The organism is Homoserinimonas sp. OAct 916 (assembly GCF_003260275.1).
GTDB lineage: Bacteria > Actinomycetota > Actinomycetes > Actinomycetales > Microbacteriaceae > OACT-916.
In genome coordinates this window covers 113,516-126,466 of the sequence record NZ_QJHB01000007.1, presented here as the reverse complement: position 1 = coordinate 126,466, position 12,951 = coordinate 113,516, and the positions used below count along the sequence as shown (strand labels likewise).

Genomic DNA, 12,951 nt, shown 5'->3' with positions numbered 1-12,951 from the left:
CGGGGTCGTGACCAGGACTGAAGCAAGGTTGAGCCAATGTCACTCAAGTTTCACGCTGCCGACTTGACAGCGAATCGAGCTGATGGCAGACTTGAGCCCGTGAGACTCAAGTCTCGCGAGAACTTTATACGGACATCCACTATTGAAGGAGCAAACATGTCTCGTGCCGTAGGTATTGACCTCGGAACCACCAACTCGGTCGTAGCCGTCCTCGAAGGCGGAGAGCCGAAGGTGATCGCAAACGCGGAAGGCTTCCGCACCACCCCATCGGTGGTCGCATTCACCAAGGACGGCGAGGTGCTGGTCGGCGAAACCGCCAAGCGCCAGAACGTCACCAACGTCGACCGCACCATCTCCAGCGTGAAGCGCCACATGGGCACCGACTGGAAGGTGGACATCGACAACAAGAAGTACACGCCACAGGAGATCTCGGCCCGTATCCTCGCCAAGCTGAAGCACGACGCCGAGCAGTACCTCGGCGACAAGGTCACCGACGCAGTCGTGACCGTGCCCGCATACTTCAACGACGCCGAGCGCCAGGCCACCAAGGAGGCCGGAGAGATCGCCGGCCTCAACGTGCTGCGCATCATCAACGAGCCCACCGCCGCCGCGCTGGCGTACGGCCTCGACAAGGGCAAGGAAGACGAGCTGATCCTGGTCTTTGACCTCGGTGGCGGAACCTTCGACGTATCCCTGCTCGAGGTGGGCAAGGACGACGACTTCTCCACCATTCAGGTGCGTTCAACCGCGGGCGACAACCGCCTCGGCGGCGACGACTGGGACCAGCGCGTGGTCGACTACCTGATCAAGAAGTTCAAGGACACCACCGGGGTCGACGTCTCCAAGGACAAGATCGCCCTGCAGCGCCTCAAGGAGGCTTCTGAGCAGGCCAAGAAGGAACTCAGTTCGTCGACAACGACGAGCATCCAGCTGCCCTACCTCTCGTTGACCGAGAACGGGCCGGCGAACCTCGACGAGACGCTGTCGCGCGCCAAATTCGAGGAGCTCACCGGCGACCTGCTGGCGCGCACCGAGAAGCCGTTCAAGGACGTCATCAAGGAGGCCGGCATCTCGGTCGGCGACATCGCCCACGTGGTTCTGGTGGGCGGCTCCACTCGTATGCCGAGCGTGGTCGAATTGGTCACCAAGCTCACCGGCGGCCAGGAGCCCAACAAGGGTGTCAACCCTGACGAGGTCGTCGCCGTCGGCGCCGCACTCCAGGCCGGCGTGCTGAAGGGTGAGCGCAAGGATGTTCTGCTCATTGACGTCACCCCGCTGTCCCTCGGCATCGAGACCAAGGGTGGCATGATGACCAAGCTGATCGAGCGAAACACCGCGATCCCGACCAAGCGTAGTGAGACCTTCACCACTGCCGACGACAACCAGCCGTCGGTTGCCATCCAGGTGTTCCAGGGCGAGCGTGAGTTCACCCGCGACAACAAACCGCTCGGCACGTTTGAGCTCACCGGCATCGCCCCGGCCCCCCGCGGCATCCCGCAGGTCGAGGTCACCTTCGACATCGACGCCAACGGCATCGTGCACGTGTCTGCCAAGGACAAGGGCACCGGCAAGGAGCAGTCGATGACCATCACCGGTGGATCGTCGCTGGCGAAGGAAGACATCGAGCGCATGGTGCGCGAGGGTGAGGAGCACGCCGCGGAGGACAAGCGCCTGCGCGAGGAGGCCGAGGTTCGCAACAGCGCCGAGCAGCTGGCCTACTCCATCGAGAAGATGATCAAGGAGAACGAGGACAAGCTGCCCGAAGAGGTGAAGACCGAGGTTCAGGCTGACGTCGACGCTCTGAAGTCGGCTCTCGCCGGTGACGACAAGGACGCAGTCAAGCCCGCGTTCGAGAAGCTGCAGGAGAGCCAGTCCAAGCTCGGTGAGGCCATCTACAAGCAGGCTCAGGAGGAGTCGGCGGCCACCGCCGCTGGCGACGCCTCAGAGGGTGCTGAGGGCGCCGGGGAGCCGGCCGCTGACGAAGACGTGGTTGACGCCGAGGTTGTCGAAGACGAAGAAGAGGCCAAGTAACAATGGCCGCCAAATCGTCCGGGCAAAACGGTCGTGACCCCGACGACCGCGACGCCGAGCAGCCCGAAGAGCCGATCATCCGGAACAACCGAAAGGTCGATCCGACTACCGGCAAGGTGCGAAAGCCCGCGAAGGCAGCCAAGGAAGAAGCCACGGCGAACGCTTCGGCAGATTCCGAAGCCGACTCCGACGGCGGCCTGATCGAGGCGGAGGGTCCCGACATCGAGACCTCCCTCTCAGACTCGGATCTCGGGTTTCTCTCCGGCCAGGTGTCGGCTGAGGAGCTCGCGGCCGAGCGGGAGCGGGAGCTCAAGCGCGTGCAGGCGGAGTTCTTCAATTACCGCAAGGCTCGCGAGGCCAACCACGAGCTGGAGCGTGACCGCACCGCCGGAGAGATCGCCAAGGAGCTCCTGCCGGTGCTCGACGACCTCGACCGCGCCGAGAAGCACGGTGACCTGGTCGATGGTTCCCCGCTTGCGGTGATCGCGGCGAAGATCCGCGGCAGCGTCGAGCGGCTGGGAATGACTCCATTCGGTGCCGCTGGCGAGGCGTTTGACCCCAACCTTCACGAGGCGCTGTTCCAGCAGCCGAGTGCCGAGGTCGAGGTCGACACCATCGCCGACGTGATCGAGACTGGCTACACCATCGGTTCGGTGCTGCTGCGCGCAGCCCGAGTGGTTGTGGCCGTTCCCCAAGAATAAAGTGTCAACAACATCAACGGCCCGATCGCGGTCGGGAACGGGTGCGGGTGCATCCGGTTCCCGGCCGCGGCGGTCGGCAGCGTGTGACACCCAGAAAACCATGAACGACGAGAAGAAGGGAGATGCCGATGGCCAGCCAGGACTGGTTTGACAAGGACTTCTACAAGACCCTCGGTGTCTCCAAAGATGTTTCGCAGGCCGAGCTCAAGAAGACCTATCGCAAGCTTGCACGCAAGTACCACCCGGACTCGAATCCCGGTGACGCGAAGGCGGAAGACAAGTTCAAGGAGATCTCCGAGGCCAATTCGGTGCTCAGCGACCCCGAGCAGCGCAAGGAATACGACCAGGTGCGCGCCATGGGTTCCGGTGCCCGATTCACGTCGGGGGGCCGCGGCCAGGCGGGTGGCTTTGAAGACGTGTTCGGCGGCATGTTCGGCGGTCAGCAGAACGTGCGATACGAGAGCCGCGGCTCCTCCGGCCACGGTTTCGAAGACCTGTTGGGCGGAATGTTCGGCGGCGGCGGCTTCGGCCAGCCGTCCGGAGGCTACCGTGGTGCTGGCGGACCCACCAGGGGTCGCGACGTCACGGCAACCACCACGCTGGATTTCATCACGGCGACCCAGGGTGACACCATTACCCTGCAGACCGCAGACGGTCGGCCGCTGACGGTGAAGATTCCGGCCGGCGTGGCCGACCAGCAGAAGATCCGCCTGCGCGGCAAGGGTGAGCCCAGCCGCGACGGCGGCACGCCCGGCGACATCGTGCTCACCGTCACCGTGCGCAAGCATCCGGTATTCGAACGCGATGGGTTGAACCTGCGCGTGACCGTGCCGGTCACCTTCGCGGAGGCGGTTCTCGGTGCGACCATCGAAGTGCCCACCCTGGGCGGTGCGCCGGTGAAGCTCAAGGTGGCCCCAGGGACACCGAGCGGCCGCATTCTCCGCGTGAAGGGGCGCGGGGTGGCCACGAGCAAGGGCACCGGAGACTTATTGGCCGAGGTGCAGGTCGCGGTGCCGTCACACGTCAGCGCTGAAGCGAAAGAAGCGCTCGAGCACTTCAGCACCCTGCTGCCGCCAGAGAACCCCCGACTGGAACTGATCGACCGGGCGAGGCGGTGACCATGGAGGAGTCGACACCTGTCTTTGTCATCTCGGTTGCGGCCGAACTCTCCGGTATGCACGCGCAGACCCTGCGCCAGTACGATCGCCTCGGCCTCGTGTCGCCCACACGTACGGCGGGCAAATCACGTCGGTACTCGATGCGCAACATATTGCAGCTGCGGGAGATCGCACACCTCTCGAGCGAGGGCGTGAGCCTGGAGGGCATCAGGCGCGTTCTCGAACTGGAGAACCAGGTGCTCACGCTGACCGCACGGGTGCGCGAGCTCGAGGCCACCCTCGCCGATGAACTGCTCAACCGGCCCGGCCGACGAGTGTTCGCGGCCGGCTCGGCAGGCGACGTGATCACGCTGCGGCACGGCGTGCGCCCGGAACGCAGCAACCAGGTCGTCGTCTGGCGACCGCAGTCCCGCTGAACGGCCTCTGGGTCAACCAGAGCGGGTTCTGCCGGTTGCCTCCTCGTAGCCTGAGAACAGGGCGGATGTGAACCGAGCCGGTTGGATCACGCTCACCATGTGGGTCGCCCCCGGGATCGTGACCAACCGCCCCGAACGGGCGGCCGCCAGATAGCGGTGCGCGTGCAACCGGAAGTGATCGAGCCGCCCATTGACCAGCAGCACCGGCACGTCGAGGGTTCGCAACTGGGCGATCGAGCGCAATCCCGTCAGCTCGCGCAGGGTGTCGTCCATCACATCGAGCGGCACCCCACCCGCTAGCACATCGCTGGCACCGGGTTCGGGCACCGCCAGGTGCACCATGAAGTCGTTCAACGCGCGCCCGCGGTCGGGCAGGGTGTGGATGAGCCGAGCCAGCAGGCGATAGGGAGTGACGAAGATCGCGCGGGGTTCGGTGCCGCAACTGGAGGCGAGCAGCCCGCACACGTGTCCCGGGTTACGTGCCACCCAATCGATCGCGAGGTAGCCGCCGAGGGAGAAACCGACCAGATAGGGCCTTCCCCCGAACTCCTGGGCCTGGGCGACAGCCTCACCGATCACGGTTCTGGCTGCGGTCAGGCTGAACTTCTCGCCGACGCGCGTGCCGTGTCCCGGCAGGTCGATGGCGGTCGCCGGGATCCCGGCGGCGGCCAGCGCCTCCAGTTGGCCGCGCCACATCGTGTGGGAGGTGCGCAGGCCATGCAGAAAGATCACACTGGGCGCGACCTGCGGCTTCAGCGGTGCCTCGACTCATCGGCAAGGACCTCTGCCGGCTGAGGGGGTCCTGCTGGCGCTCGCAGACTCTTGGCCCTGGCGAGCGGGCCCGCGACGGATGCCGGAAGTTGCAACGGGCCCGCGCTCCGCATGAGTTGCGCCAACTGACGCGTCGCCCACACCAAAAGCCAGATGATCATGCCGTTTCGCGCCGTGAGCAGAATGACGGCGAAGATGTTCCGATCGATGAGAGGCAGATAGAACACCGGGAAGACCAGTGAGGTCAACAGCGCGATCGGCAGCAGCAACACAGCAGCTGGCCGCCATGCGCGCCAATCGGAGACGAGACCGACGGCCACGATCGGCGTCAGCCAGAGAATGTATTGGGGCGAGCCGACTTTGTTGAAAGCAATCAGGGCGGTGACCATGGCGAGGGAGCCAAGAAGCACGAGCCGACCGGAGTCCGCCCCTTTCAGCATGGCGATGATCAGAACCGCGCACAGAGCCGCGATGGCCACGAACATCAGCGGGGTCATGAGCGTTGCCGCGAAGTCTGCGCCCGGTCCGGTCACTTCTTCAGTGGCCAGGGGAACGTTGTGGTAAATGGCATTGTCAGGAAGCCTCAATGCCGCCGCCCAGACCCAGAATGTGGTGATCGGGGCCTCGAGTTGCAGGGCTCGATCCGACTGCGCGGTAATGAAGCTGAAGATGTTGCGGGCACCGCCCAGGGCGAACATTGTGGCGATGATTGCGATTGAGAAGCCAGCGGCCGAGAGCGCGACGGTGAGTCGCCGCCTGCTGGCGATGACGATGGCCAGCAGCACGGCAGCGGGCCACACCTTGATCCAGGCGCCGAGGGCGAGCACTACTGCCGCCAGGGCCGGCTGGCGGCCCAGGATCACCAGTGCCACTATCACCAGCGGGGCGACGATACCCTCCAGCCGCAGCAGGGCAACGGGGCTCAGCACGAGGGTCACCGCGAGAAACCACCATGCTGCCTTGATCCCATTGCGGTTGCGCCCGAAGTTGCTCAGGGCAGCCACGGCAATGGCGTTCAGCACGAGTGTCAACAGAAACCAGACGAGCTGGAAATGGTACGGGCCGAGCAGGTTCGACAGCAGGATGGGCAGCAGGGCTCCGAACGGGTAGACCCAGGGGCCGGAGATTCCGGGCATTTCAGCAAGCTGGCGGCTGTGCTCGGCCCACGTGCGGTACAGCGGAAGATCGCCCAGAGTCTGGCCGGTCAGGATCGCCGGGAGCAAACTCATGAAGAAGACCGCGTGCACGGCGAGAAACGCGAAGACCAAGTTCTGTGGATTCAGAAACCATGCTCGCCGAGATTCAGTCCACATCCCCCGGGCGTGCGCGTGCACCCTCGCGGGGAGCGCGCTGAGGGTGGGAAACCCATTCACTGGAATCCTTTCGGCTGCGGACGTGCCCCATTCGGGGGCGAGCACGAATTCAGTGTACGTGCAGGGAAGGGAAAGAGCACAGGGGTGGTGGCGTCCTGCGCGCCAATACGCTAAACTTGAGCGTAGTTGACTCAAGTTTGAAGGATGGTGTCATGCAACAAGGCCAACAGCCCTCGCAGGACGAGGCGAAGAGCGCACTTGAAATGTACGGCGTGAACCTGACCGAGGTGGCGCGCAGCGGAAAGCTCGACCCGGTGATCGGGCGCGATGCCGAGATTCGGCGGGTGAGCCAGGTGCTCACCAGGCGCACGAAGAACAATCCGGTTCTCATCGGTGACCCCGGGGTGGGAAAGACCGCCGTGGTGGAGGGGCTTGCCCAGAGGATCGTCGCGGGTGACGTCGCCGATTCGCTCAAGGACAAACAGCTGGTTTCCCTCGACCTGGCCGCGCTGGTGGCCGGAGCGAAGTACCGTGGCGAGTTCGAGGAGCGCCTCAAGGCGGTGCTGAAAGAGATCAACGATGCTGATGGCACGATCATCACCTTCGTCGACGAACTGCACACCCTGATGGGCGCGGGCGGCGGCGAGGGGTCGGTGGCGGCATCCAACATGCTCAAGCCCATGCTCGCCCGCGGTGAGTTGCGGCTGATCGGCGCCACCACGCTAGACGAATACCGGGAGTTCATCGAGAAAGATGCCGCACTCGAGCGACGCTTCCAGCAGGTGTTCGTGGGCGAACCGTCGGTCGAAGACACGGTGGCCATCCTGCGAGGGCTCAAAGAACGGTACGAGGCACACCACAAAGTGACCATCACCGACTCCGCACTGGTCGCCGCGGCCACGCTTTCCAGCCGCTACATTGCCGCCAGGCAACTACCCGACAAGGCCATCGACCTGATCGACGAGGCTGCGAGTCGGTTGCGGATGGAGATCGACTCGTCACCGGTTGAGATCGACGAGTTGAAGCGCAGCGTTGACCGGCTCAAGCTCGAAGAGCTCGCACTGAAGAAGGAGAAGGACGAGGCCTCGAAGCAGCGACTGGCGAAGCTGCGCGAAGATCTGGCCGAGCGCACAGAGACCCTCGCTGAGTTGCAGGCGCGCTGGGATGCGGAACGCGGGGCGCTGAACCGCGTGGGCGAGTTGAAGAAGCAACTCGATGACGTGAAGATCCGCCGTGAGCGGGCCTACCGCGAAGCGGATTTCAAGGAGACATCCAGGCTCGACTACGAGGTCATCCCACCGATCCTCAAAGAGATCGAGGCTGCGGAGGCGGCTGGCTCTTCAGATTCACGCATGGTCAACGACCAGGTCACCGAGGAGGACATCGCCTCGGTGATAGCCGCGTGGACGGGTATTCCGCTGGGGCGCCTGCTGCAGGGGGAAACCGAGAAGCTGCTCAACCTGGAAGGTGAGCTGGGTAAAAGGCTGATCGGCCAGAAGGCGGCCGTCAAGGCCGTGTCTGAGGCCGTTCGGCGCTCCCGCGCCGGCATCGCCGACCCGAATCGCCCGACCGGGTCGTTTCTCTTCCTCGGCCCCACCGGCGTCGGAAAGACCGAGCTCGCGAAGGCGCTCGCCGAGTTCCTGTTCGACGACGAGAAGGCCATGGTGCGCATCGACATGTCGGAGTACGGCGAGAAACACACCGTCTCGCGCCTGGTCGGCGCGCCTCCCGGCTACATCGGCTATGAACAGGGCGGCCAACTGACCGAAGCGGTCAGGCGCAGGCCGTACTCGGTGATCTTGTTCGACGAGGTGGAGAAGGCGCACCCCGAGGTCTTCGATGTTCTGTTGCAAGTGCTCGATGACGGTCGGCTGACCGATGGCCAGGGTCGCACGGTCGACTTCCGCAACACGATCCTGATCCTCACGTCGAATCTGGGGTCGCAGTACATGGTCGACCCGGGATTGACCCGGGAGGCGAAGGAAGATGCGGTGAACCAGCTGGTGCGCCAGGCGTTCAAACCGGAGTTCGTCAACCGGTTGGACGACATTGTGATCTTCCAGGCTTTGAGCCTCGAGGATCTCGCCCAGATCGTCGAACTGTACATCGACAGGCTCGAGGCACGCCTGGTCGAACGCCGCCTGACGGTGGCGGTCACCCCGGAAGCCCGCACCTGGCTGGCCGAGCACGGCTACGATCCGAGCTACGGGGCGAGGCCACTGCGCCGCCTGATGCAGCGTGAGATCGACGACAAACTGGCGACCGGACTGCTCTCGGGCAGTATTCGCGACGGTGACCTGGTGCGCGTGGACCTTGCCCCCGGTGCGGATGGACTGGTGGTGGCAGCGGCCCCCATCCAGTGACCGAATCTTCCACCGCCTGTGGCCCACCGGCGGAGGGGGCGTTCAGATGTGCAGAACTCGGCCTGCTGTCCACAGGGACCGCTGGCCGAGTTCGTTGTGCGAAGAAGCCGTCTCAGGCGACTTCAGCAGGCCATTCTCGCGTGATCAACTGAGCCGTTTGCACTGTCCGAGAACCTTGCCGGACACCACATTGGGGGTTCCGTGCGAGTCACCCACCTGCGGCGCAGTGTTGTTGCCGTAGCAGATCAGGTTTCCGCGGATGGTGTTGGTGGCGATCTCCATGGAGTCGGAGTCCGCTGTCTTGTTGTTGAGCAGAACCGTGCTGCCGTGCTGAGCAATGCGGAACACGCCCATCCAGCATCCGTGCCACCCGACGACGGTGATATTGCCGTCCACCGTGCTGTCTTTGATCGGGAGGTTGAGAGCGCCGGGATGTTCTTCGCAACTTGACGCGTTCGGGCCGGTCACAGTCTGTCCTCCGCCGAGAATTGTGATGTTGCCACGCACATTGTTCAGGCCGTAAAGACGCATCGTCAACGCGCCGAAGCCGGTGATGTTGCCGTGCACCGTGGTGTCGGAGACGCCGTTCGGGCACTCAGGGGGGGTTCCGCCCTGTCCCGGTTGGGTGAGTTGGACGGAGCAACCCAGTTCCAGAAGCGCGCCACGCAAGACGTTGACGTTACCGATGATGTGCACGGTAGAGGTCGTTATCGCGTTCAAGGTGGCTTTCGGCTGCACGGTGACAGGTCCCTTGATCGTCACCTGCGCACCGTCGGGGATCGTGCAGGTGCCTGTGACCGTCAGTCCATGACTGTAGGTTCCTGACTGCAGCATCTCGTTGTTGCAGGTGGTCGCTCGATGGTAGCTGTTTGAGGCGGGCAAGCTCGTCGAGACGGTGCTGATCACCGGTTCTACCAGCGTGGGACTCGCATATGCGGCACCGACCGTCGACACCAGGAGTGTCGCCGACGCTGCCACGATAAGGAGCACTCGCAATGACTTCATCACGTTTCCTTTCGGGTATGAAATAGCACGGGCGCCCAGAATCAGTCAGCTGAACGAACCCATGTAACAGCCTGTTCCGTCGACGCTTCCGGTGCATAGGGGTGCGACCCTCAACGGAACCCGAAAGATCACTGCGGCTACCCGAGACTTGACCCAAAATGTCAGCTGAAATTCAGGTCGGTCCTCAGCCCAGGTTTTCTGTCAGAGTCGTGGGCTTGGCTCTCATGCCGCGGCGATGCGTTGAGCGCAGCGGCCAAGTCGAAGCGCGAATGGATGTTGAGCTTTCGATAGCTGTTCGAAAGGTGCACCTCAACCGTCTTGAGGGTGACATAGAGAGTCTCGGCGATATGGCGGTTGCTGTGTCCCTCCGCGGCCAGGTCCGCCACCCGTCTTTCGCTTCGGGTCAACGACCGCACACCAGTATTCGCGTTGGTGTGTGGCCGCCCGCCGGCGGCGTACAACTGGGAGCGGGCGCGTTGGGCCAGCGGCGCAGCTCCACACTCGTTCGCCACGTCGTATGCAAGCCTCAGCGCCGCCTTGGCTTCCGCACTGCGGCTGTCGGCCAGCAGCGCCTCGCCCCAGGATTCCAACGACAACGCGTGTTCCAAGCGGGCGATCGAGCCGGCCGTCAGCTCGACGGCTTCTTGCAATTCGTCAAACCCGTGCGGATGCAGAGAGCCGAGCTGGCGCAGGGCCCGAGCAAGGGCGCTCGGTGCGCCCCACCGCCGGGCCGAGAGAAGTTCGGCCTGCAACAGCAGCCGCGCTTCGGCCGGGCGGCCCAACGGGACGAGGGCACGGGCCAGCCCCGAGCGCCACGGCGCCCACGCCGGGTTCGTCTCGACGGGAACGAGTCTGCCGCAGGCGGCAGCATGCTCGGCGGCCTCTGGCCACCGGCGCTCGCCGAGCAGCACTTCCATCTCGCTGACCCGGTACAGGATGCCGGCGTCAGAGTCGTCGGGCACAGGCCCACACCGGCGCAGGGCGGCTCTGGCGCCGGTCAGGTCGCCTCTGGCCACGAGTGCCCGTGAGAGCAGGGCCGCCGCGGTGGCAGCCCGCCCCGACCCAGAACCTGTCTGTGGCTCCGCGAACTCCGGCCCGTGAAAATGGAAGGATGTCTCCTCGTCCACGGCGAATTGCAGTGCCCTCGTGGCGTCGACCAGGGCACCGCGCTGAAGGTGCACCCATCCGCTCCAGAGGTGAATGCTTGCACCGGGAGACCTATTGGCGGAACCGGGGTTTACGAGCGCACTCGTCCAGATTGCCCCGGCCTCCGGGCGATCTGCCAGAATCAGGGTGCTGGCGGCGTGGAGCATGAACGAGGGGTCTGCACGAATCAGGCGGTGATCGGTGAGCGCTGCCAACGCCAACGTGGAGCTTTCGGCGGCGTTGCCCGCTCCGCGGGCCCCGCGCCAGGCGAGCATGGCCCGCAGCATGGCCGTTCCGGTCTCAGCTCCAGACCCGGTCCCGGTTCCGAGCAACGGCGGGAAGTCAGAGGGCCGAGAACTATCGATGAGGCGGTTCACGTCGTCTTCAACTGGTCCTGGCCCGGCCGCGAACAGGCCGATTGCGGCCAAGCGCCTGCGCTCGCCCAGATACGGGTCCTCGGCGGCGCCCTGTTCTGGGTTTGGTGCCGCAGGCAACTCTCGGGCCGCCGCAATGATGAGAGCGGTCGCCCGGTCACGCGAGCCGCGGGTCACAAGCGTTCGAGCCAAAACAGCCGCGACGCGAGCCCGTGAACCTGGATCGTCTTGCGCCGCCAGCGCCACGGAAAGATGCTCATGGGCCCGCGGGTCATTCACGAGAGCCTCGGCGGTACCCAACTCGAGAAGTAGGCCCGGATAGTGCTGTTCCGCGGCAGGCTCGGCAAGTGCTCGCCGCAACCAGTGGGCTGCACGATAGGAGTCTCCCCGGTCAACGGCCACCTGGGCAGCCTGCCGGAGAAGATCGACGATCCACCTGGCGCCTCGTGGTGGAACACGTACGAGTTGCGCGGCCACCTGACTCACCGGTTCGCCGGCATCGAGCAGAACCCGGGCGGCGCGCGCGTGCTGCAGTTCCCTCTCGCCCGGGGCGAGGTCGTGGTACACAGCAGCACCGATCACGGGGTAGAGAAACTCCAACGGCGGCTCAGGGTTGAGCAATTCCCCGTCGATCAGACTGTGACAGGCCAACGCCACCCGCGACTCGGTAAGGCCCGTCAGGCTTGACAGCCCAGTAATGCTGGCTCCGGAGCCGAACACCGACAGTGCGCGGGCGACGGGTGCCGCATCCGGGTCAAGCTGAGCCAGCCGCGCACGCACGATGCGGGCGGCGGCGCGGGCTCCCACCCTCTGGAAGTCGACCGGCGTGGCGGCGTCTGCCTGCAAGCCTTCGTCGTGGGCCGCGCGCGACAGTTCGGTGACAAGGAGCGGGTTTCCCCCGGTCGCGAGAAAGCAGGCGTGGGCGACCCCGGGGCCGGGCTCGACGCCGAATCGTTCGCGCAACAGATCCCGCACTGCGTCGCGGCTGAGCATGGTCGGCCGCACCGTGATCGCTCCCGGATTGCGGGCGAGCTCTTCGACGAGCGCCGCATCCTGATCGTTGCTACGGTCTGGCACGGCGACCAGAAGCAAAACAGCAAGATGCTCCAGCCGGGCAGCCAGATAGGTGACGAAGCGGAGTGAGGATGGGTCGCACCGGGTCAGGTCATCGATGGTGATCGCGAGCGGCTGGGTGCGGGCCAGTTCGACAGTGAGGGAGTGCAGTCCCCGCATTACGCTGACGCCGTCGTCTGAAAGCAGAATTGCCGCATCTGAACCCGCATCGAGTAAAGAGAGAGCTGCCCCGGCTGCCCCGGAGAACAAGCGGGCGGAGTCGTCGCTTGCAGCGAGCTCGTCGAAGAGCTGGCGCACCACGCCGAATGGCGTCGCCTGTTCCCGTTCACGCCCTCGGGCACAAAGCACGCGGAATCCGGCGCGCTCGGCGCGCTCAGTCAGCTCGGCCAGAAGGCGGGTCTTGCCGGCACCGAGGCCGCCCTCGACCAGGCCGAGACCACCGAGTCCCCCCGCGGCCTCTTCGATCAAAGTCGTCAAGGCTTCAAGTTCGCGGTCGCGTTCGTAGAGCGTGCCGACGGGATGGTGCGGCCGGTGTGACGGGCCAGAAACACTCACAATACAGTCAGTGTAGATCGCTCGAGCTCGTCACCGAAGGGTTTGTCCCCATAGTGGACAGCCCGAAGGGGCCCCTGTCCTCGC

The 12,951-nt window shown here is 64.9% G+C and carries 9 protein-coding genes; 5 read left to right on the top strand and 4 right to left on the bottom strand.

Going from position 1 to position 12,951, the window contains the following annotated elements; genetic code table 11:
- Positions 1-156 precede the first annotated feature (156 nt).
- The 4 genes from dnaK (at position 157) to DL891_RS09680 (ending at position 4,266) form a co-directional block, all read left to right on the top strand.
- A complete protein-coding gene (gene dnaK, locus DL891_RS09695; RefSeq protein ID WP_111720235.1) occupies positions 157-2,031 on the top strand; it encodes a molecular chaperone DnaK in 1,875 nt (624 codons plus the stop codon).
- A 2-nt stretch (positions 2,032-2,033) separates the two neighbouring features.
- Positions 2,034-2,732 (top strand): nucleotide exchange factor GrpE, encoded by a 699-nt coding sequence (locus DL891_RS09690; protein WP_111720234.1) that lies wholly within the window; start codon positions 2,034-2,036, stop codon positions 2,730-2,732.
- 128 nt (positions 2,733-2,860) lie between these two features.
- Complete coding sequence (locus DL891_RS09685; protein WP_111720338.1) at positions 2,861-3,850, top strand: DnaJ C-terminal domain-containing protein; 990 nt, start codon at positions 2,861-2,863, stop codon at positions 3,848-3,850.
- Between the two features lie 2 nt (positions 3,851-3,852).
- Positions 3,853-4,266, top strand: coding sequence for a heat shock protein transcriptional repressor HspR (locus DL891_RS09680; RefSeq protein WP_111720233.1), 414 nt, complete (start codon positions 3,853-3,855; stop codon positions 4,264-4,266).
- Between the two features lie 12 nt (positions 4,267-4,278).
- Here DL891_RS09680 and DL891_RS09675 read toward each other — a convergent pair whose 3' ends face one another.
- The gene (locus DL891_RS09675) at positions 4,279-4,998 is read right to left on the bottom strand and encodes an alpha/beta fold hydrolase (protein WP_232819097.1); all 720 of its coding nucleotides are present in this window, start codon (positions 4,996-4,998) and stop codon (positions 4,279-4,281) included.
- Between the two features lie 20 nt (positions 4,999-5,018).
- On the bottom strand, positions 5,019-6,455 hold the full coding sequence (locus tag DL891_RS09670) for a glycosyltransferase 87 family protein (protein ID WP_157962466.1): 1,437 nt from the start codon (positions 6,453-6,455) through the stop codon (positions 5,019-5,021).
- 107 nt (positions 6,456-6,562) lie between these two features.
- Here DL891_RS09670 and DL891_RS09665 point away from each other — a divergent pair, with 107 nt between their 5' ends.
- The gene (locus DL891_RS09665) at positions 6,563-8,713 is read left to right on the top strand and encodes an ATP-dependent Clp protease ATP-binding subunit (protein WP_111720231.1); all 2,151 of its coding nucleotides are present in this window, start codon (positions 6,563-6,565) and stop codon (positions 8,711-8,713) included.
- Positions 8,714-8,857: 144 nt separating this feature from the next.
- On the opposite strand, the gene DL891_RS09660 is transcribed toward DL891_RS09665, so the two are convergent.
- Together DL891_RS09660 and DL891_RS09655 are read right to left on the bottom strand one after the other, a co-directional pair.
- Complete coding sequence (locus tag DL891_RS09660; protein WP_111720230.1) at positions 8,858-9,718, bottom strand: hypothetical protein; 861 nt, start codon at positions 9,716-9,718, stop codon at positions 8,858-8,860.
- Positions 9,719-9,879: 161 nt separating this feature from the next.
- The gene (locus tag DL891_RS09655) at positions 9,880-12,867 is read right to left on the bottom strand and encodes an AAA family ATPase (RefSeq protein WP_111720229.1); all 2,988 of its coding nucleotides are present in this window, start codon (positions 12,865-12,867) and stop codon (positions 9,880-9,882) included.
- Positions 12,868-12,951: the final 84 nt, after the last annotated feature.

Bases quoted from the DNA above. Each gene is read 5' to 3' on its own strand.
- DL891_RS09690 (WP_111720234.1), top strand. From the start codon at position 2,034: ATGGCCGCCAAATCGTCCGGGCAAAACGGTCGTGACCCCGACGACCGC.
- DL891_RS09660 (WP_111720230.1), bottom strand. From the start codon at position 9,718: ATGAAGTCATTGCGAGTGCTCCTTATCGTGGCAGCGTCGGCGACACTC.
- dnaK (WP_111720235.1), top strand. From the start codon at position 157: ATGTCTCGTGCCGTAGGTATTGACCTCGGAACCACCAACTCGGTCGTA.
- DL891_RS09665 (WP_111720231.1), top strand. From the start codon at position 6,563: ATGCAACAAGGCCAACAGCCCTCGCAGGACGAGGCGAAGAGCGCACTT.
- DL891_RS09680 (WP_111720233.1), top strand. From the start codon at position 3,853: ATGGAGGAGTCGACACCTGTCTTTGTCATCTCGGTTGCGGCCGAACTC.
- DL891_RS09685 (WP_111720338.1), top strand. From the start codon at position 2,861: ATGGCCAGCCAGGACTGGTTTGACAAGGACTTCTACAAGACCCTCGGT.